Annotated in this window: 25 protein-coding genes; 6 read left to right on the forward strand and 19 right to left on the reverse strand. The window is 67.1% G+C overall.

Going from position 1 to position 19,241, the window contains the following annotated elements:
- Nucleotides 1-58 precede the first annotated feature (58 nt).
- The 6 genes from GYB83_RS22255 to infA all read right to left on the reverse strand — a co-directional run bounded on the left by GYB83_RS22255 (nt 59) and on the right by infA (nt 3,154).
- Nucleotides 59-1,111: a DNA-directed RNA polymerase subunit alpha gene (locus GYB83_RS22255; RefSeq protein ID WP_161897440.1), complete on the reverse strand. Its 1,053-nt coding sequence runs from the start codon at nt 1,109-1,111 to the stop codon at nt 59-61.
- 79 nt (nt 1,112-1,190) lie between these two features.
- On the reverse strand, nt 1,191-1,796 hold the full coding sequence (rpsD, locus tag GYB83_RS22260) for a 30S ribosomal protein S4 (protein WP_161897441.1): 606 nt from the start codon (nt 1,794-1,796) through the stop codon (nt 1,191-1,193).
- Between the two features lie 22 nt (nt 1,797-1,818).
- Nucleotides 1,819-2,226: a 30S ribosomal protein S11 gene (gene rpsK, locus GYB83_RS22265; RefSeq protein WP_006895581.1), complete on the reverse strand. Its 408-nt coding sequence runs from the start codon at nt 2,224-2,226 to the stop codon at nt 1,819-1,821.
- Entirely contained in the window at nt 2,226-2,594 is a 369-nt protein-coding gene (gene rpsM / locus GYB83_RS22270; protein WP_009679194.1) for a 30S ribosomal protein S13, read from the reverse strand. The genes rpsK and rpsM overlap by 1 nt, the downstream gene beginning before the upstream one ends.
- A 179-nt stretch (nt 2,595-2,773) precedes the next feature.
- Nucleotides 2,774-2,887 (reverse strand): 50S ribosomal protein L36, encoded by a 114-nt coding sequence (gene rpmJ, locus GYB83_RS22275; protein ID WP_024332746.1) that lies wholly within the window; start codon nt 2,885-2,887, stop codon nt 2,774-2,776.
- Between the two features lie 45 nt (nt 2,888-2,932).
- Nucleotides 2,933-3,154 (reverse strand): translation initiation factor IF-1, encoded by a 222-nt coding sequence (gene infA / locus GYB83_RS22280; RefSeq protein ID WP_007616247.1) that lies wholly within the window; start codon nt 3,152-3,154, stop codon nt 2,933-2,935.
- A gap of 243 nt (nt 3,155-3,397) precedes the next feature.
- On the opposite strand from infA, the gene GYB83_RS22285 reads away from it, so the two are divergent.
- The 3 genes from GYB83_RS22285 to GYB83_RS22295 are packed head-to-tail and all read left to right on the forward strand — an operon-like array spanning nt 3,398 to nt 5,481.
- A complete protein-coding gene (locus GYB83_RS22285; RefSeq protein WP_161897442.1) occupies nt 3,398-3,805 on the forward strand; it encodes a phage holin family protein in 408 nt (135 codons plus the stop codon).
- A 27-nt stretch (nt 3,806-3,832) separates the two neighbouring features.
- Nucleotides 3,833-4,288, forward strand: a complete 456-nt coding sequence (dtd, locus tag GYB83_RS22290; protein ID WP_161897443.1) for a D-aminoacyl-tRNA deacylase — start codon at nt 3,833-3,835, stop codon at nt 4,286-4,288.
- Nucleotides 4,285-5,481, forward strand: coding sequence for a glycosyltransferase 87 family protein (locus GYB83_RS22295; protein ID WP_228461723.1), 1,197 nt, complete (start codon nt 4,285-4,287; stop codon nt 5,479-5,481). Before dtd ends, GYB83_RS22295 begins: the two co-directional genes overlap by 4 nt.
- Here GYB83_RS22295 and GYB83_RS22300 read toward each other — a convergent pair.
- Nucleotides 5,470-5,859 carry an Rv0361 family membrane protein gene (locus GYB83_RS22300; RefSeq protein ID WP_161897444.1) on the reverse strand — a complete coding sequence of 130 codons (390 nt, stop codon included), beginning with the start codon at nt 5,857-5,859 and terminating at the stop codon, nt 5,470-5,472. The two genes, GYB83_RS22295 and GYB83_RS22300, sit on opposite strands and share 12 nt — an antisense overlap.
- Nucleotides 5,856-6,494 (reverse strand): Rv0361 family membrane protein, encoded by a 639-nt coding sequence (locus GYB83_RS22305; RefSeq protein ID WP_161897445.1) that lies wholly within the window; start codon nt 6,492-6,494, stop codon nt 5,856-5,858. The genes GYB83_RS22300 and GYB83_RS22305 overlap by 4 nt, the downstream gene beginning before the upstream one ends.
- A 137-nt stretch (nt 6,495-6,631) precedes the next feature.
- Here GYB83_RS22305 and GYB83_RS22310 point away from each other — a divergent pair, with 137 nt between their 5' ends.
- Nucleotides 6,632-7,834 carry a glycosyltransferase 87 family protein gene (locus GYB83_RS22310; protein WP_228461726.1) on the forward strand — a complete coding sequence of 401 codons (1,203 nt, stop codon included), beginning with the start codon at nt 6,632-6,634 and terminating at the stop codon, nt 7,832-7,834.
- A 7-nt stretch (nt 7,835-7,841) separates the two neighbouring features.
- Here the strand turns inward: GYB83_RS22310 and GYB83_RS22315 are convergent, their stop codons facing one another.
- The 10 genes from GYB83_RS22315 to rpsH all read right to left on the reverse strand — a co-directional run bounded on the left by GYB83_RS22315 (nt 7,842) and on the right by rpsH (nt 13,831).
- Nucleotides 7,842-8,270, reverse strand: coding sequence for a hypothetical protein (locus GYB83_RS22315; protein WP_161897446.1), 429 nt, complete (start codon nt 8,268-8,270; stop codon nt 7,842-7,844).
- A 4-nt stretch (nt 8,271-8,274) separates the two neighbouring features.
- The gene (map, locus tag GYB83_RS22320; protein WP_161897447.1) at nt 8,275-9,069 is read right to left on the reverse strand and encodes a type I methionyl aminopeptidase; all 795 of its coding nucleotides are present in this window, start codon (nt 9,067-9,069) and stop codon (nt 8,275-8,277) included.
- Between the two features lie 9 nt (nt 9,070-9,078).
- Nucleotides 9,079-9,627, reverse strand: a complete 549-nt coding sequence (locus GYB83_RS22325; RefSeq protein WP_161897448.1) for an adenylate kinase — start codon at nt 9,625-9,627, stop codon at nt 9,079-9,081.
- Nucleotides 9,624-10,952, reverse strand: a complete 1,329-nt coding sequence (gene secY, locus GYB83_RS22330) for a preprotein translocase subunit SecY (RefSeq protein ID WP_161897449.1) — start codon at nt 10,950-10,952, stop codon at nt 9,624-9,626. The genes GYB83_RS22325 and secY overlap by 4 nt, the downstream gene beginning before the upstream one ends.
- 214 nt (nt 10,953-11,166) lie before the next feature.
- A complete protein-coding gene (gene rplO / locus GYB83_RS22335) occupies nt 11,167-11,607 on the reverse strand; it encodes a 50S ribosomal protein L15 (RefSeq protein WP_161897450.1) in 441 nt (146 codons plus the stop codon).
- Nucleotides 11,608-11,610: 3 nt separating this feature from the next.
- Complete coding sequence (gene rpmD / locus GYB83_RS22340; protein ID WP_161897451.1) at nt 11,611-11,790, reverse strand: 50S ribosomal protein L30; 180 nt, start codon at nt 11,788-11,790, stop codon at nt 11,611-11,613.
- A gap of 2 nt (nt 11,791-11,792) precedes the next feature.
- Nucleotides 11,793-12,440 carry a 30S ribosomal protein S5 gene (gene rpsE, locus GYB83_RS22345; RefSeq protein ID WP_161897452.1) on the reverse strand — a complete coding sequence of 216 codons (648 nt, stop codon included), beginning with the start codon at nt 12,438-12,440 and terminating at the stop codon, nt 11,793-11,795.
- 43 nt (nt 12,441-12,483) lie between these two features.
- Nucleotides 12,484-12,879 carry a 50S ribosomal protein L18 gene (rplR, locus tag GYB83_RS22350; RefSeq protein ID WP_161897453.1) on the reverse strand — a complete coding sequence of 132 codons (396 nt, stop codon included), beginning with the start codon at nt 12,877-12,879 and terminating at the stop codon, nt 12,484-12,486.
- 3 nt (nt 12,880-12,882) lie between these two features.
- The gene (rplF, locus tag GYB83_RS22355) at nt 12,883-13,419 is read right to left on the reverse strand and encodes a 50S ribosomal protein L6 (protein WP_161897454.1); all 537 of its coding nucleotides are present in this window, start codon (nt 13,417-13,419) and stop codon (nt 12,883-12,885) included.
- A gap of 13 nt (nt 13,420-13,432) precedes the next feature.
- Nucleotides 13,433-13,831 (reverse strand): 30S ribosomal protein S8, encoded by a 399-nt coding sequence (rpsH, locus tag GYB83_RS22360; RefSeq protein ID WP_161897455.1) that lies wholly within the window; start codon nt 13,829-13,831, stop codon nt 13,433-13,435.
- A 380-nt stretch (nt 13,832-14,211) separates the two neighbouring features.
- Between rpsH and GYB83_RS22365 the strand changes: the two genes are divergently transcribed.
- Together GYB83_RS22365 and GYB83_RS22370 are read left to right on the forward strand one after the other, a co-directional pair.
- Nucleotides 14,212-15,183 carry a hypothetical protein gene (locus GYB83_RS22365; RefSeq protein ID WP_161897456.1) on the forward strand — a complete coding sequence of 324 codons (972 nt, stop codon included), beginning with the start codon at nt 14,212-14,214 and terminating at the stop codon, nt 15,181-15,183.
- A gap of 54 nt (nt 15,184-15,237) precedes the next feature.
- Nucleotides 15,238-17,487 (forward strand): serine/threonine-protein kinase, encoded by a 2,250-nt coding sequence (locus GYB83_RS22370; RefSeq protein ID WP_161897457.1) that lies wholly within the window; start codon nt 15,238-15,240, stop codon nt 17,485-17,487.
- Between the two features lie 61 nt (nt 17,488-17,548).
- Here GYB83_RS22370 and GYB83_RS22375 read toward each other — a convergent pair whose 3' ends face one another.
- A complete protein-coding gene (locus tag GYB83_RS22375; protein WP_161897458.1) occupies nt 17,549-19,237 on the reverse strand; it encodes a purine-cytosine permease family protein in 1,689 nt (562 codons plus the stop codon).
- Nucleotides 19,238-19,241: the final 4 nt, after the last annotated feature.

The following is a 19,241-nucleotide window of genomic DNA, read 5'->3' on the forward strand; positions in this document are numbered from 1 at the left end:
CTCCTAGGAGGGGACTATCGATCTCGCGACCGGAAGTCTGTAGTGGTTCTTGCAGCCCTTACAGCTGTTCGGTCTCCGCGAAATCCTCACCGGAGTCGGCGTCGTACGACGCCTCGTCCGTCCACGTGCCGGTGGCCGGGTCGTAACCGGCGACCTGCGACGGGTCGAAGCTGGCCGGGCTGTCCTTGAGCGACAGTCCGAGGCCGTGGAGCTTCACCTTCACCTCGTCGATCGACTTCTGGCCGAAGTTGCGGATGTCGAGCAGATCCGACTCGGTGCGTGCAACGAGCTCGCCGACGGTGTGGACACCTTCGCGCTTGAGGCAGTTGTACGAACGGACGGTCAGCTCCAGATCCTCGATCGGCAGCGTGAACGCGGCGATGTGATCGGCCTCGGCGGGCGAGGGTCCGATCTCGATGCCCTCGGCCTCGACGTTGAGCTCCCGAGCCAGGCCGAAGAGTTCGACCAGGGTCTTACCGGCCGACGCCAGGGCGTCACGCGCGGTGATGGAGTTCTTCGTCTCCACGTCGAGCACCAGACGATCGAAGTCGGTGCGCTGCTCGACGCGGGTGGCCTCGACCTTGTAGGTCACCTTGAGGACCGGCGAGTAGATCGAGTCGACCGGGATGCGGCCGATCTCTGCGCCGGTGGCCTTGTTCTGCACGGCCGGAACGTAGCCGCGGCCCCGCTCGACGACGAGCTCGATCTCGAGCTTGCCCTTGTCGTTGAGGGTCGCGATGTGCAGGTCCGGGTTGTGGACCGTGACACCGGCGGGCGGAACGATGTCCGCACCGGTGACGGCGCCCGGGCCCTGCTTACGGACGTACATGGTGACCGGCTCGTCCTCTTCGGAGCTCACGACCAGGCCCTTGAGGTTCAGGATGATGTTGGTGACATCTTCCTTCACGCCGGGGACGGTGGTGAACTCGTGCAGGACACCGTCGATGCGGATGCTGGTGACCGCCGCGCCCGGGATGGACGACAGCAGCGTGCGCCGCAGCGAGTTGCCGAGGGTGTAGCCGAAGCCCGGCTCGAGGGGTTCGATGGTGAACTTCGAGCGGTTCTCGGCGAGCACCTCTTCGGAGAGCGTGGGTCGCTGTGAGATGAGCATGTGGTGATTTCTCCTTCGTGCCGACCACTATTTGACGGCGTGAGGTGGATCGGAAAACAGCAAGTACTGCGAAGATCGATTACTTCGAGTAGTACTCGACGATGAGCTGTTCGGTCAGCGGGACGTCGATCTGCGCACGCTCGGGCACCGAGTGCACGAGGATGCGGAGCGTCGACGGAACCACCTGCAGCCACGCCGGGGGCGTACGATCGCCGACGGTCTCCAGGGAGATCTGGAACGGCGTGGTCTGCAGCGACTTCTGACGGACGTCGATGATGTCGTACTGGCTGACGCGGTAGCTGGGCACGTCCACGCGGACACCGTTGACGGTGAAGTGGCCGTGGCTGACCATCTGGCGAGCCTGACGACGCGTGCGGGCGATGCCCGCACGGTAGACGACGTTGTCGAGACGGGTCTCCAGGATCTGGAGCAGCACGTCGCCGGTCTTACCCGAGCGGCGGTTCGCCTCTTCGTAGTAGCGACGGAACTGCTTCTCCATGACGCCGTAGGTGAAGCGAGCCTTCTGCTTCTCCTGCAGCTGGAGGAGGTACTCCGACTCCTTGATGCGGGCGCGGCCGTGCTGGCCGGGCGGGTACGGGCGCTTCTCGAACGCTGCGTCGCCGCCGATCAGGTCGACGCGAAGACGACGGGACTTCTTGGTGGCGGGGCCGGTATAGCGAGCCATGTCTTATCTGTTCCTTTCCCGCTTAGACCCGGCGCCGCTTGGGCGGACGGCAGCCGTTGTGCGGCTGGGGGGTCACGTCGGAGATGGTGCCGACCTCGAGGCCGGCTGCCTGCAGCGACCGGATGGCGGTCTCGCGACCCGAACCCGGTCCCTTGACGAACACGTCGACCTTCTTGACGCCGTTCTCCTGAGCCTTGCGAGCGGCGTTCTCGGCAGCGAGCTGCGCGGCGAACGGGGTGCTCTTACGCGAGCCCTTGAAGCCCACGTGGCCGGACGACGCCCAGCTGATCACGTTGCCCTCGGGATCGGTGATCGAGACGATGGTGTTGTTGAACGTCGACTTGATGTGTGCGTGGCCGAGCGGGACGTTCTTCTTATCGCGACGGCGGGTGCCCTTCTTCGGGCCTGCGCTACGTGACTTCGGAGGCATTACTTCTTCTTCCCGGCGATGGTCTTCTTCGGGCCCTTGCGAGTGCGGGCATTGGTCTTGGTGCGCTGACCGTGGACCGGCAGGCCGCGACGGTGACGCAGACCCTGGTAGCAGCCGATCTCGATCTTGCGACGGATGTCGGCCTGCACCTCGCGACGGAGGTCACCCTCCACCTTCACCGAGGCCTCGATGTATTCACGCAGCTTCGAAACGTCTGCGTCGGTCAGATCCTTCGCGCGCAGATCGGCCGAGAGGCCGGTAGCCGCGAGGATCTCCTTGGAGGTGGTACGACCAACTCCGTAGATGTACGTGAGTGCGATCTCCAGCCGCTTTTCGCGGGGAAGATCCACACCTGCAACACGTGCCATGTGGGGTGTTCCTTCTGATTCTCAGAGGTCTGCTTCCAGTCCGTCCCGAACTCATGCGTCGGGCCCCGGCCTCTGAACCGGGGGTCGGTGTCCGCGCGTCTGCGGACACTGGTTCTGGAAGTTCATACGTGGATCGATATTCAGTTGTGTGTCTCAAGCGACCCGAAGAAGGGTGTCGATCAGCCCTGACGCTGCTTGTGGCGCAGGTTCTCGCAGATCACCATGACCCGACCGTTACGGCGGATCACCTTGCACTTCTCGCAGATCGGCTTGACGCTCGGATTGACCTTCACGTCAGCGTTCTCCTTGTTGAATGTCCGGGGTTGGACTTTCCGGGGTTACTTGTACCGGTAGACGATTCGTCCACGGGCGAGGTCGTAGGGCGAGAGCTCTACGACGACGCGGTCTTCCGGCAGGATGCGGATGTAGTGCTGCCGCATCTTGCCGCTGATGTGGGCGAGAACCTTGTGACCGTTCTCCAGCTCAATGCGAAACATCGCATTGGGCAGGGGCTCGACAACGCGTCCCTCAACCTCGATGGCTCCGTCTTTCTTCGCCATGTCCTCCGCGATTCTCCTTCTGACGTGTTCACGCCGGAAGGCCCTGGATCCTTCGTGCTTCCGGTACGGTGGCACTCATCGCGAGTTCCTCCAGGTCCCGACGTGTACATGCCGGGACGAGGACGTGCGGGAACCGCACGACGCACCGAGGTTCGAGTCTACGCGAATGCGGGCCCGACGGCCAATCGCGCCGGGGCCATCCGTCCGGCGATCGTCCTGCGGGGCACGTGCGACACTTGTCGTATGCGTGCATTCCTCATTCGCAGTGCCCTGACCGGCTTCGCGCTCTGGATCGCCGACGTCCTCGTCCCCGGCGTCTACTTCGACTTCGGGGGCCTCACGTCGTGGTGGGCGAAGACCGGTCTCGTCCTGCTCGTCGCGATGGTCTTCGGTCTGGTGAACGGATTCATCAAGCCGATCGTGCAGATCCTGTCGATCCCGCTCTACATCCTGACGTTGGGACTCGTGCACGTCGTGATCAACGCCCTGATGCTGCGGATCACGTCGTGGCTCACCACCGACGTGTTCCATGTCGGTCTGGTCGTCGACGACATCTTCTGGTCCGGGATCTTCGGGGCGATCGTGATCTCGGTCGTCGGCTGGATCACGACGATGCTCCTCAAAGACCGTCCGGAGAACCTGTACCGGTGATCGTTCCTGCCACTCGGGGACGCTGAGATGCGCGCCGTCCTTCAGCGGGTCAGCTCCGCCTCGGTCACGGTGGACGACGAGGTCGTCGGCGCCCTCGACCTCGACGGCGGCCGCCTCGGCCTGGTCGCGCTCGTCGGCGTGACACACGACGACACCGCCGCCGACGCCGCGAAGCTCGCCGACAAGATCTGGCGACTGCGCATCCTCGACGGCGACGACGAGCGTCGCGAGGCCTCCGCCGCCGACCTCGACGCCCCGATCCTCGTGATCAGCCAGTTCACCCTGTACGCCGACACCGCGAAGGGGCGTCGCCCCTCGTGGAACGCCGCCGCGCCCGGCCCGGTCGCCCAGCCGCTGGTCGACGCCGTCGTCGCGGAACTCCGCAGCCTCGGCGCCACCGTCGAGACTGGCCGGTTCGGCGCGCACATGCGCGTCGAGATCGTGAACGACGGCCCGGTGACGATCGTGTTGGAGACCCGTTGATCCTGCGCGACCGATCCCCGCGGGCACGGGTGGCCGCCGCCGCGACGCTCCTCGCCGCCACCACCGCGCTCGGACTCACCTTCCGCGTGTGGCACGGGTACCTCGACCTGATGGTGTACCGGCTCGGCGCGCAGACCTTCCTCGACGGGAACGACGTCTACGGTCCGCTGCCGCCGCTCGACGGCGGCATCCATCTGCCCTTCACCTATCCGCCGCTAGCCGCGATCGCCTTCGCGCCGTTCGCCGCGATGCCCGCACCGCTGGCGAGCGCCGTCATGTTCGCCCTGACGCTCGCGTCGATCGGCGTGACGGTCTGGCTGGTCCTGGGCCGGCTGCGACCCACGCTCGACCGCGGGACCCGACTGGCGATCGTGCTCGCCGTCGTCGCCGCGGCGCAGTTCCTCGAACCGGTCCGCGAGACCCTCGGGTTCGGCCAGGTGAACGCGATCCTGATGGCGGCCGTCGCGGTCGACGTCCTGACCCGCTCGCGACGCTGGCCGCGCGGCGTGCTCATCGGCGTCGCGATCTCGATCAAGCTGACTCCGGCGGGTTTCCTCCTGCTGTTCCTGCTGCGCCGCGACTGGCGGGCGCTCGCCGTCACCGTCGCCTCCACGGCGGCGTCGATCGGTCTCGCCTGGCTGATCATGCCGTCCGACTCGCACACGTACTGGTTCGAGAAGCTGAGAGAGACCGGCCGGATCGGTGCGCCGTACTTCGCGGGCAACGAGTCGATCAAGGGCATGGTGTTCAGGTTCGGGCTGAGCGAGTCGGCTGCGTCGCTGGTGTGGATCGGCCTGTCCGCGGTGGCCGTCGTGTTGGCCGCGGTGTGGATGCGGCGGCTGCTGGCCGACGACAGGCTTCCCGCGGCACTGATCGTGAACGCCGCGGCGATCCTGCTCGTCTCACCGGTGAGCTGGTCGCACCACTGGGTGTGGGCGGTTCCGGCGCTCGTCATAGCCGTCGACGCGATCGTGGCCGGCAGGCGCGACCGCGGGTTCTGCATCGCGACCGGGTTCGCGCTGCTCATGTTCGCCGTCGGGCCGCACTGGCTGCTTCCCGGCAGTCACGACCGCGAGCTCGGATGGGCGTGGTGGCAGCAGATCATCGGCGCCGCGTATGTGCTGTTCACGTTCGCCGTCCTGGCCGTAGGCGCGTGGCGGGCGACGACACGGGCCGACGGGTCACCCGCCTGAGATGCACCAGCGGTCGTCTCGTCTGGCGAACCGCAGCGAGAGCGGCATGCTCGTCCCCGATGATTCGATCGCCGCGTCGACTGTGGCCGTGTCGCCGTCGACGGTGATCGACTCGATCGCGACCGTCGTCGACACCACGGGCCCGTCCGCGGGCGGCTTGACGATCGCCGCCGACGAACCCGATGCCTCGCAACGCCGGGCCTGCGCCGACGCGTAGTCGATCCGCGCCAGATCGTCGACGTATCCGCGGACCTGTTCTTCGATCCGCTCTGCGTCCGAGGGCTGGTCGGCGGTCCACGGCCGCCACAGCAGCAGTCCGACGACGATCGCGGCCGCCAGGATGAGCGCGACCGCCCAGCCGAGTGTCCGACGGGTCAACTCACCAGGCACCACTGTCCGTCGACCTTCTTGGCCGCACCCGGCGTCGGGGCGTTCTCCAGGCCGGGGAAGTCGAACGTCGCGTCGACGGTCGCCGTGTCACCGTCGATCTTGACGTTCTTCACGTCGATGCCGAAGTCCAAGGTCTGTCCGCTGCCGAGCGTCTGGGCGACGAGCCCGATGCCCTGCACGATCTTCCGAGCGGGCGAGTCTCGACAGATCCGGTCGGCGGCGGCCGACCAGTCGCCGTCGCCGAGGTCCTCGACGTAGCCCTCGAACTGCGCGATGATCTGCTGTTCGTCGGACGAGCCGCCGAGCACCCCGTCGCCGCCGAAGAGCTTCGGCACGGCGATCACGCCGACCACGACGACGATCACCGCGGCCACCGCACCGATCACCCACCCGATCGGGAACCTGCGCTGCGGCGTCGGCGTCGGCCACCCGGCCTGCCCGTACGGCGCCGGACCGGGCCAGGACGGCGCCTGCTGAAACGACTGCTGCTGGCCGTACTGCTGACCGTACTGGGGTTGGCCGTACTGGGGTTGCTGGAGCGGTTGCTGCGGCGTCGCCCACGGCGGCGGGCCGTAGTCGACGGGCCGACGGTTCGGGTCGCCGCTGCCGTAGGGGTCGGTCACGGGCGTGTCCTCTCGTCGGTGGGTCCGTCGAGATCATCGCACGGCGGGGTCCGCCGCCGAGCACGTCGATCGAATGGTTCACACGTACGGATCACACGGGGCGAATAGTGCCTAAAAGGCCCTGATATCCTGCCCCGATGCCACTGCCGTCGTTTCTGCGCGACCGAACTCCACGCCAGTTGGTCGCCTACGCCACGGGTTTCCTCGCGGTCACAACCACCATCGGGGTGCTCGCGGGCGTGTGGCGCGGCTTCACCGATCTCCTCGTGTACCGACTCGGCGCCCAGACTCTCATCGACGGGAATCCGGTGTACGGTGAGCTCCCCGCTCTGCCCGACGGGACGAAGCTGCCGTTCACCTATCCCCCGCTGGCGACGGTGGTGTTCACACCGTTCGCGGTGGCGCCCGTGTGGTTGGCGGCGACCGTCATGTTCGCTCTCAGCCTCGCCGCGATCGGCCTGACGGTGTGGCTCGTCCTCGATCGGATCCGGCCCGACATCGACCCGACGACGCGGCTCGCCGCGGTCATCGCGATCGTTGCGTTCGCCCAGTACCTCGAACCGGTCCGCACCACCCTCGGATACGGACAGATCAACGCCCTGTTGATGGCGGCCGTCGCGTGGGACCTCCTGAGCCGAAGCTCGCGATGGCCGCGCGGACTGCTGATCGGCGTCGCCATCGCGATCAAGCTGACCCCGGGCGGTTTCCTCCTGCTTTTCCTGCTGAGGAAGGACTGGCGGGCCATCGCCACCACCATCGCGTCGTTCGTCGTGGTCAGTGGCCTCGCCTGGGCCGTGTCGCCGAGCGATTCGCACACCTACTGGTTCACGAAGATCCAGGAGACGGGCCGGATCGGTGCACCGTACTTCGCGTACAACCAGTCGTTGAACGGGTTCGTCACCCGCTTCGGACTGCCGTCGTCGGCCGGGACCGCGCTGTGGGCCGTCCTCGTCGTCGCGACGATCGTGCTGGCCGCGGTCTGGATGCGCAGACTCCTGGCCGACGGCGACCTCACGGCGGCCGTCCTCGTCAACGCCGCGGCGATCCTGCTCGTCTCACCGGTCAGCTGGTCGCATCATTGGGTGTGGGCGGCTCCGGCGCTGCTCGTCGTCTGGAACCGGGTATTCACCAGCGACGTCGGCACGCCCTTCCGGGTCGCCGCGTGGGCGGGACTCATCGTCTTCTACGCGGGGGTGCACGCCCTCATGCCGACCCACGACGACCGCGAACTCCAGTGGTCGTGGTGGATGCACGTGCTCGGCTCGTCGTACGTGATCCTCACCTTCGGCGCGCTCGCTGTCGGGGCGTGGACGTCCGTCCGCCGTCCCGTCGCGGCTTAGGGTGCCTCTATCCCGCCAGTCCGGTCAGGACGCACCAGCCGGAGCCCTGCCTGCGGAGGGTGAGCGGAACGGGGGTTCTCGTCCCCGCGATGACGAGGTCGGCGTCGACGACGGCGGTCTCGCCGGTGATGCGGATGCTGTTCACGGACGCGGACGCCGTGAAGGGAAGATCGAAAGTCGAGGCGGGCGGCGTCGAGCTCGACGGGATCACGGTCGCGGGTGCCCGACGAGCGCTCGGGGTGTCTATGCACATGCGCTCCACGGACGACAGGAAACGGCCGTTCCCGACGTCCTCGAGGTAGCCGCGCGCCGTGGCCTCCGCCTGCTCCCGATCGGTGAGCGGACGGGCCGGGGTCGGCCGCAAGACGACGAACACGAGCACGACCGCACCGGCGGCCACGACCGCGGCCAGCACCCACAGGACGGCCGGTCGCACGACGTCAGGACGGGCGTGTGGTGAGGATGCGGGGACCGTCCGCCGTGACGGCGACGGTGTGCTCCCAATGCGAGGCACGGGTTCCGTCGTCGGTGACGACGGTCCATCCGTCCGCGAGTTCGGTGGTGTCCTCGGTGCCGAGGGTCAGCATCGGCTCGACGGCGAGCGTCGACCCGATCACCAGACGCGGACCGCGGTTCGGCTTGCCCTCGTTGGGCAGGAACGGTTCCATGTGCATCTCACGTCCGATGCCGTGGCCGCCGTAGCCCGCGACGATCCCGAAATGCCTGCCGAACTTCTCGGCGGCCGCGTGGGTTCCGCGTTCGATGGCGGCCGACACGTCGGTGAGGCGAGCTCCGTCGACCATCGCCGCGATGCCCGCTTCCAGCGACAGCCGCGTGGCCTCGTTGAGTTCATGGTCGGCGGTCGAGAGTTCACCGACACCGAACGTCCACGCGGAATCGCCGTGCCAACCGTCGAGGATCGCACCGCAGTCGATCGAGACGAGGTCGTGTTCGGCGAGGACCACGTCTTTCGACGGGATGCCGTGGACGACGACCTCGTTCACCGAGCTGCAGATGGAGCCGGGGAAACCGTGGTAGCCCTTGAACGACGGCACTGCTCCCGCGTCGCGGATCACCGATTCGGCGATCTCGTCGAGATCGAGAGTGCTGACGCCGACGGCCGCGGCGGCGCGGACGGCGACGAGCGCCCGTCCGACGATCTCGCCTGCCGCCGCCATCGCGTCGAGTTCGCCCGCCGTGCGGAACGGGACGGTCTTGGGCTTACGGAATCCCACGGTCGTCGGTCAGGCCTTGCCGAGTGCGGTCAGGACCCGACGATGGACCTCGTCGACGTCACCGACGGCGTCGATGCGCTTGACTGTCGACGCATAGTGGTCGAGCAGCGGAGCCGTCTCGGCCGTGTACACCGACATGCGGTTGCGGATCACTTCTTCGGTGTCGTCGGCGCGGCCGCGAGCGAGCATGCGCTCGACGACGACGTCGGCGTCGACCTCGAACGACAGGACGCCGTCGAGGGCGGTTCCGAGATCGTCGAGGATGCCTTCGAGGGCCACCGCCTGCTCGGTGGAGCGGGGGAAACCGTCGAGGATGAAGCCGCCCGTGGCATCGGGCTCGGCGAGACGCTCACGCACCATGTTGATGGTGATCTCCGGCGGGACGAGGTTGCCCGAGTCGAGGTACTTCTTCGCTTCGACGCCGATCGGGGTGCCCTGCGAGATGTTGGCGCGGAAGAGGTCGCCGGTGGAGATGTGGGGAATGCCCAACGACTCCGAGAGCAGTTCTGCCTGCGTACCCTTGCCCGCTCCGGGGGGACCGAGAATGACAAGTCTCACTTGAGGAACCCTTCGTACTTGCGTTGCATCAACTGACTGTTGACCTGCTTGATGGTGTCGAGGCCGACGGCCACGATGATCAGGAGGGCGGTGCCGCCGAACGGGATGTTCGCCGCGGCGCCACTGCCGATGTCCATGAACAGGTTGGGGAGGATCGAGATGATGCCCAGGTACAGCGAACCGGGCAGCGTGATCCGGTTGAGCACGTAGCTCAGGTATTCGGCGGTGGGACGTCCCGGGCGGATGCCGGGGATGAATCCGCCGTAGCGCTTCATGTCGTCCGCGCGCTCTTCCGGGTTGAAGGTGACGGCCACGTAGAAGTACGTGAAGAACACGATCAGCAGGAAGTAGGTGACGATGTGGAACGGGCTGGACGGGTTGATGAGGTTGTCCTGCATCCACACCTGCCAGCCTGCGACGTCGGTGCTGTTCTGGTTCGTCAGCTGCAGGATGAGCTGCGGGATGTACAGCAGCGACGACGCGAAGATGACCGGGATGACGCCCGCGGTGTTCACCTTGATCGGCATGTAGGTGGACGAACCGCCGTACATCTTGCGGCCGACCATGCGCTTGGCGTACTGGACCGGAATGCGACGCATGCCCTGCTCGATGAACACGACGGCGATCAGGATGATGACGATCGCGACGCACACCAACGCGAAGCGCAGGCCGCCGGTGTTGAGGATGGTGCGTCCCTCTGCGGGGAGGCGGGCGACGATGCCCGCGAAGATCAGCAGCGACATGCCGTTGCCGACGCCGCGTTCGGTGATGAGCTCGCCGAACCACATGACGAGCATGGCGCCCGCCGTCATGACCAGGACGATGACGATGAGACCGAAGATCGAACGGTCGGAGATGATCTCCTGCGAGTTGCAGTCGCCTCCGGACGTCGGCAGCAGGTTTCCGCTGGCGGCGAGCGCGACGATGCCCGTCGACTGCAGGATCGCCAGGGCCAGCGTCAGGTAACGCGTGTACTGCGTCATCTTGGTCTGGCCGGACTGGCCTTCCTTACGCAGCTGCTCGAACCGCGGGATGACCACGGTGAGCAGCTGAACGATGATGGAGGCCGTGATGTACGGCATGATGCCGATCGCGAACACCGACAGCTGCAGCAGCGCGCCGCCGGAGAACATGTTGATCAGCGAGTAGATCTGACCGGAGTCGCCTTGGCTGGCGGCCTCGACGCATCGGTCGATCTCTTTGAAGTTGACGCCCGGCGACGGCATGGTGGTGCCGAGGCGATACAGCACCAGGATGCCGAGGACGTAGAAGATCTTCTTCCTCAGATCGGGCGTCCTGAAGGTCGCCACGAGGGGGGAAAGCACCAAGTCCTCCTATAAGCACCTGAACAGCCGGGCCGGGCGGCCTCGCCCTGCTCGGGGCGTCACACTCGAAAAGATTCCAGGCGCCCGATCGGCAGGGCGCCCCCACGAACTCTAACAGTCATCCAATCGCCACCGGTCAGGCGAGCGGCAGCGGGACGAGGTTTGTCCCGCGTTTGCCCACCTGACCGGCGTGATCAGACGTTCGCCACGGCTCTTACAGCTCGGTGGCGGTGCCGCCTGCGGCGACGATCTTCTCCTTGGCGGAGCCGGAGAACTTGTTGGCGGTGATGTTCACCGCGACGGTCAGTTCGCCTTCGCCCAGCACCTTGACCAGTTCGTTCTTGCGAACGGCACCGGCTGCGACCAGCTCGGCGACACCGATGGTGCCACCCTGCGGGAACAGTGCGGACAGATCGCCGACATTGACGACCTGGTACTCCACGCGGTTGCGGTTGGTGAAGCCCTTGAGCTTCGGCAGACGCATGTGCAGCGGCATCTGGCCGCCCTCGAAACGTGCGGGGACGTTCTTGCGCGCCTTGGTGCCCTTGGTGCCGCGACCCGCGGTCTTACCCTTCGAGCCCTCACCGCGACCCACGCGGGTCTTCTCGGTCTTCGCACCCGGTGCGGGGCGAAGGTGGTGCAGCTTGATGGTCATGTCTTAAACCTCTTCGACTGTCACGAGGTGACGGACCACGTTGATGAGACCGCGGTTGATCGGCGTGTCCTCGCGGGTGACGGTCTTGCGGATGCCCTTGAGGCCAAGGGTGCGCAGGCTGTCACGCTGGTTCTTCTTGGTACCGATGGTGCCCTTGATCTGGGTGATCTTCAGCTCGGCCATGGTTATGCTCCCTTGTTCGCGGCGGCAGCTGCGCGTGCGCGGAGCATGCCTGCGGGGGTGACCTCTTCGACGGTCAGACCGCGACGTGCGGCGACCTCTTCGGGCTGCTGCAGCATCTTCAGAGCGGCGACCGTGGCGTGGACGACGTTGATCGCGTTGTCCGAGCCGAGGCTCTTCGCGAGGACGTCGGTCACGCCCGCGCACTCGAGGACGGCGCGGACTGCGCCACCGGCGATCACACCGGTACCCGAGCTGGCGGGACGCAGCATGACGACGCCCGCCGCGGCCTCACCCTGGACGGGGTGAGTCACGGTGCCGCCGATCAGCGGGACGCGGAAGAAGTTCTTGCGAGCCTCTTCGACGCCCTTCTGGATTGCTGCGGGAACTTCCTTGGCCTTGCCGTAGCCGACGCCGACCAGGCCCTGGCCGTCGCCGACCACCACGAGGGCGGTGAAGCTGAAGCGACGGCCGCCCTTGACGACCTTCGAGACGCGGTTGATGGTGACGACGCGCTCGAGGTGGTTCTTCTCCTCGCGCTCGCGTCCGCCGCGGTTGTCGCGACGGTCGCCGCGTCCGCGGCCACGCTCGTTGCTGTTGCTGTTGTTGTTTCCGGCGGGTCCGTTGCCGCCGTCACGCTGACGTCCGGGCATCAGATGTCCCCTCCGTTGTTGGTCATGTCGATCGTGGTCATCATTAGAAGCTCAGGCCTCCCTCGCGTGCGGCGTCGGCGAGGGCCGCGATGCGGCCGTGGTACGCCTTGCCGCCGCGGTCGAAGACCACGGCTTCCACGCCTGCTGCCTTCGCGCGAGCCGCGACCAGCTCGCCGACCTTGGCGGCCTGCGCCGACTTGTCGCCACCGGCCGAGCGGACGTCGGCCTCGATGGTGCTGGCGGCGGCGAGCGTACGACCGGTCAGGTCGTCGATGAGCTGCACGTGGATGTGACGGCTGCTGCGCTTGACCGCCATGCGCGGACGCTCGGCGGTGCCGGAGATGTTCTTGCGCAGACGGAAGTGACGACGCTTGGTCGCGGTGCGACGACGGGTCGAGACGTCCTTGCCGATGGGCTTGCGAACGGTTGTTTCACTCATGTCTTACTTACCCGTCTTTCCGACCTTGCGGCGGATCTGCTCGCCTTCGTAGCGAACGCCCTTGCCCTTGTACGGGTCGGGGCGGCGCAGGCGGCGGATGTTAGCCGAGATCTGGCCCACCTGCTGCTTGTCGATGCCCGAGACCGAGAACTTGGTGGGCGATTCCACTGCGAAGGTGATGCCCTCCGGCGCCTCGATCGGCACGGGGTGGCTGTAGCCGAGGGCGAACTCGAGGTCCTTGCCCTTGGCCGCGACGCGGTAGCCGACACCGAAGATCTCCATCTTGCGGGTGTAGCCCTGCGTGACGCCGATCACCAGGTTGTTGACGAGGGTGCGGCTCAGGCCGTGCAGGGCACGGCTGCGACGCTCGTCGTTGGGCCGGGTGACGACGATGGAGTTCTCTTCCACCGCCACTGCGATCGGCTCGGAGACGGTGAGGCTCAGTTCGCCCTTCGGGCCCTTGACCTTCACGTCCTGGCCGTCGACCGTGACGTCGACACCGGCGGGAATTGCGATGGGGTTCTTACCAATACGCGACATAGTTTCTGCTCCCCTACCAGACGTAGGCGAGGACTTCGCCGCCCACGCCCTGGTTCTTAGCCTGGCGATCGGTGAGCAGACCGGACGACGTGGAGATGATCGCCACGCCGAGGCCGCCCAGGACCTTAGGCAGGTTGGTGGACTTCGCGTACACCCGCAGACCCGGCTTCGAGACGCGACGGAGGCCAGCGATGCTGCGCTCCCGGCTCGGGCCGTACTTGAGGGTGACGACGAGCTTCTTGCCGACCTCTGCGTCTTCGACGCTGAAGTCGGTGATGTAGCCCTCACGCTTGAGGATCTCGGCGATGTTCACCTTGATCTTCGACGACGGGAGGCTCACCTCGTCGTGGTACGCCGAGTTGGCGTTGCGCAGACGCGTCAGGAAGTCTGCGATCGGATCAGTCATGGTCATGGTTGTTGACCGTCAACCTTTCTCGTAGCGGTTCCCATACAGCAGTGACCTGCGGATTTCTCCGCCTGTTCGCCGGTGGGCCTTCCACGAAGTGGATAGTTGTGCATGTTCTCACCTACCGATGCCATTGGCTTTTCGCCGGCACCGATCAGCTATGAAGTTGTGGCTCCCGGGGGCACACTTCACCCGGGCAACCTCACAAGTGTAGGGAACTTGCAGGCCAGAGTCGAATCGGCCGTCGCGGCGCGGAATGATCGTCCCTCGTTGGAGCGCTGTGACCACATATCGGTCACGAGACTCGGAGCAAGAGCTACTGTCCGGTATCCACAGATCGCCGGAAGGGTCTCGTTTTCATCGCCGCTCGGGGCCACACTTGGCGGATGGGGGACGATCCGCGGGCGTCGGCGCGCCTGGACCAGGTGATTCACGATCAATCCGGGGTGGTGAGCCGGCGTCAGGTGCTCGACTGCAGCCTCGACTCCGCGTACGTCCGGCGGATGCTGCGGCGGCGCGCGTGGGTGTCGGTGTTCGACGGCGTCTATGTCACGCACACCGGTCCGCTCACCTGGATGCAGCGCGCGTGGTGCGCGCTCCTGCACACCTGGCCGTCGGCGCTGTCGCACCGGTCGGCGTGGATGTTGTTCACCGGCAAGGGCTCGACGGCCGCGCCGATCCATGTCGCGGTCGACGCCCGACGGAACCTTCGGCCGGTGGACGGGATCGTCGTCCACTACCGCTCCGACTACGACGCTGCGGTGGTCACGACGGTCGATCCGCCGCGGGTGCGACTGGAGCAGACAGTCATCGACCTCGCGGCCGCCGCGGCGTCGACCGTCGAGGTGATCGCGGTCCTGTCCGACGCCGTCGGGTCACGGCGGACCACCGCGACGAGACTGCTGACGGCGCTCGACGCCCGCTGCCGCACCCGGAACGGCGGGTTCATCAAGGAGGTCCTGCACGACGTGCACGCCGGGACGTGCTCGGTCCTCGAACACGAGTACCTGACAACCGTCGAGCGCGCCCACGGGCTGCCCGCTCCCCTACGTCAGGCCCCGACGGGCGTCGGCAGGTCGGGCTTCCGCGATCTCGACTATCCCGAGTGGGGCGTGGTCGTGGAACTCGACGGCCGACTGGGCCACGCCGACGCGGTGTCGCGGGACCTCGACATGGAACGCGACCTCGACGCTGCCGTGCATGCCGACCGCCGCACGTACCGGATCGGGTACGGGCAGGTCCACGACCGCGCGTGCAGCACCGCCGAGAAGATCGCGATCGGGCTCCGCAAAGGGGGATGGGCAGGCCGACCCCACGCCTGCCGCTCACCGTCCTGCATCTTGCTCCGAGCCGCGTGACCACATACTGGTCACGCGGCTCGGAGCAGGACAGTGGTCGATATAGTTCCGCGCATGAGTGCGCTGAGTCCCGGGGACGTCTTCGCCGGGTACACGATCGAACGACTGCTCGGATCGGGCGGCATGGGCGAGGTGTACGTGGCCCGCCACCCGCGACTGCCCCGAAGCGACGCCCTCAAAGTGCTGGCCGCCCAGTTGGCCGACGACGACGGTTTCCGCAGGCGGTTCGAGCGGGAGGCCGACGTCGTCGCCGGTCTGAGCAATCCGCACGTGGTGAAGGTCCACGACCGGGGCGAGACCGACGGCCGACTGTGGATCGCCCTCGAGTATGTCGACGGCGAAGATCTGGCGACGACACTGAGGCGCGGTCCCCTGCCCGCGTCGGAGACCGCTCGCATCGTCGGCGAGATCGCCCAGGCTCTCGACGACGCCGCCGCGGCGGGCCTGGTGCACCGCGACGTGAAACCCGCCAACGTGCTCCTCGACCGCCGGGGTCGCGCCCTCCTCGCCGACTTCGGCATCGCCCACCTGGCCGGCGACGCGTCCCAGCTCACCGGCACCGGCATGACCCTCGGCACCGTCCTGTACGCGTCGCCGGAGCAACTTCTCGGGCACGCCGTCGACGCTCGCTCCGACCAGTACTCACTGGCCTGCACCGCGTTCGAGATGCTCACGGGCAGGCCGCCGTTCGGTGGGGCGACACCGACCCAGATCGTGATGGCGCACGTGCAGACTCCGCCACCGAGCGCCGCCGCGGCCCGGCCGGGCCTGTCCCCCGAGGTCGACGCCGTCCTGCATCGTGCGCTCGCGAAAGACCCGGCCCACCGGTTCGACGACGGCCGCGCCTTCGGCGCCGCCCTCACCCGGTCCCTGGCCCCCGCCCCGAGCGCGGCCCAGCCGCCGGTCCCGCCGCCACCCGCACAATCGTCGCCTGCACAGCCGCCGACCCAGGCCTACGCGCCGACCGTCGTCGCCCCCGCGGCTGCCCCGAAGGCACGCTCCCGCACCGGCCTGATCGTCGGCGCGATCGTCGCGGTGCTCGTGGTCGCGGCCGCCTCCATCTGGTTGTTCTCGCACGGATCGTCCACCGACGGCGACACCGGACCGTCGCAGGAAGCGAACGACTTGAAACGCGTCCCGGTGACCGGGCTGCTCGCATCGCTGGCCGACAAGCCCACCGCTCCGACGTGGTCGTGGCCCGATAAGCCCGGGTTCTCGCTGCCGGATGTGCTCGGCGGAACCGACTCCACCGTCCTCATGGTCGACGGCCCCGGCTCGGACTCCCGGCTCGCACTCGTCGACGCCGCCTCGGGGCGGACCACCCGCACGATCGCGCTGCCCGCCGGGATCGCGTCCCCGAGTGACTGCGCGATCAGCGCGAACCAGAAGGCCGCCATGTGCGCGGTCAGTCGGAGTCCGGGGAACAGCAGTCGGCCGATGCTCGTCGACCTCGTCGCGGGGACCGCCCGGATCCTCGACTTCGAGACCGAGTTCGACGCGTCGATCACGACGTCCGGTGACGTGTTCGTCGCCACCGCGAAGGAGGGCGTTGTCGTCTACGACGCGACCGGTGCCAGACGGTGGGCGGTGCCCGCCGCGGGGGTGGAGACGTTGGACGTATCGACCCAGGGGTCCTCGCCCGTCGTCGGCGTCGTCGTCGGCAACGAGGCCACACTGCGTCGGGTCACCGACGGCCAGATCGTGTACCGGCGCGACACCACCCTGGGCTCGGCAGGCTTCATCTGGCTGGGATCGCTCACCGGCTTCGTCGTTCAGGAAGGCGGCACCGCGACCGAGCCCGACGCCGCGATCTTCGATGCGACGGGTCGCCGCACCGGCGAGGCGACCGGGTGGACGGTGTCCAGACAGAACTCGTCGGCCATGGTGTCGTCGCTGCCCGTGTTGACGCGTGGCGGCGAGGTCGCCGCCTTCAACCCGGCGACCGGGAACATGCTCTGGTCGGTGTCCCGACCCGAGTGGTACCAGTTCGAGGTCAAAGCGGGTTTCGGCACCAAGGTCGAGGTGACCCTGCGGCCGAATGCCGGAGCCACCGCTCTTCAACACGGCTGGTTCGACTGTTACGACGGCACCTTCGGCATCTTCGACGAACCGAACTTCACGTCGGTGCTCGGCACCGACGGCGAGCGCATCGCGGTCGAGACGCGGTACGACCCGGAACTGCTCAAGGTGTATGAGACGGACGGTTCGGTCCGGTGGACGACCGGCCCGTCGTCGAGCGACGACGTCAACGACCTCGTCGCGGCCGGTCCCGCGATCATGCTCGACGGCCGCCGCCTCACCTGACACGCGTGTGGATCGTCACCCGATTCGGGCAACGATCCACACGCGTGATGTCGGACCGGGGTCAGCGCTGCTCGGGGAGCACGTGCAGACCGGTCTTGTCGCAGGCCAGGGCGAGCGACGAGATGTACTGCGTGGACCCGTCGGCCGCGGGCACCGCGGAGGCGAGCATGTCGGGACGTTCGAACTCGACGCCGGAGACGCAGCACAGCAGCTTCTCATCGCTGGGGTTGCCGTGCTCGTCGTACATCGGGAGGTCGATGCCGTCGTCGGTGCGTCGCAGGTAGTAGCGGCCCTTGGTCGCGATCGCCAGGATCGGCGGGAGCACCATCGCGAGCACCGCGGCGACCAGTGGCGAGAACGGCGCGAGGCCGTCGCCGAACAATCCGAAGAAGACGGCGATCGACGCGCCCGCGGCGACGATGACGGACACGAAGCCGACCGGGTTCACCGCGTACAGCATGCCCCGACGGAACTCCGGCTGCATCGGGCTGAGCTTGAGGAGGTACTTGTTGACCACGATGTCGGTGGCGACCACCACGATCCACGCGATGCCGCAGTTGGCGTAGAAGTTCAGCAGTTCCGACAGGAAGCTGAACATGTTGGCCTCCATGAGGACCAGTGCGATCACCAGGTTGACGACGACGAACACCAGGCGGCCCGGGTAAGTCTTGGTGACGCGGGTGAACGAGTTGGTCCAGGCCAGCGAGCCCGAGTACGCGTTGGTGACGTTGATCTTGATCTGGGAGATGACGACGAGGATCACCGCGAGGGTCATGGCGAGCCATGCGGGCATCATGTCCTCGTAGATCATCACGAACTGGTGCACCGGCTGGTTGGCGATGCCCGCGCTGTCGGCGACGTTCGCGAGGAGGTACACGGCCAGGAACAGGCCGACGATCTGCTTGACGGCGCCGAACAGCACCCAGCCCGGGCCGGCGACGAGGACGGCGGTCCACCAGCGGCGTTTGTTCTCCGGCGTGCGGGGCGGCATGAACCGCAGGTAGTCGATCTGCTCGGCGATCTGCGCGATCAGCGACAGGCAGACGCCCGCGCACAGCATGATCCCGGCCCAACTGACGCCGTTGCCCGCGGGCGAGCCGTCGGAGTTCACACCGGAGAACGACAGGAACTCACCGACCGAATCGGGGTGCGCGGCGAGCAGGTACAGCAGTGGCCCGACCATCATGATCAGCCACAGCGGAGTCGTCCACACCTGCAGTTTCGCGAGCGCCTTCATCCCGTAGATCACGAGCGGAAGGACGATCATCGTCGACAGCAGATAGCCGACCGGCAACGGCACCGACAGGCCCAGGTGCAGACCCTGCGCCATGATCGAGCCCTCGAGGGCGAAGAAGATGAACGTGAACGACGCGAAGATCAGGTTGGTGACGACCGAACCGTAGTAGCCGAAACCGCTGCCCCGGGTGATCAGGTCGAGATCGAGGTTGTAGCGCGCGGCGTAGTACGACAGCGGGACGCCGGTCGCGATGACGACGGCCGCGAACAGGCCGATTCCCCACAGCGCGTTGCCCGTCCCGTGGGCCAGCCCGATGTTCGCGCCGATCGAGAAGTCGGCGAGGTACGCGATGCCACCGAGCGCCGACGTCGCGACCACCGCGGTGCTCCACTTGCGGTAGCTGCGCGGCGCGAACCGCAGCGTGTAGTCCTCCAGAGTCTCCTTCAAGGCCGCCGAATCGGCCGCCGCGGCCGGTTCCGGGGCGTCGTTCACCCTGGTCAGCTGGTCTGTCATCCAT

Source organism: Gordonia spumicola (assembly GCF_009932475.1).
Taxonomy (GTDB): Bacteria; Actinomycetota; Actinomycetes; order Mycobacteriales; family Mycobacteriaceae; genus Gordonia; species Gordonia spumicola.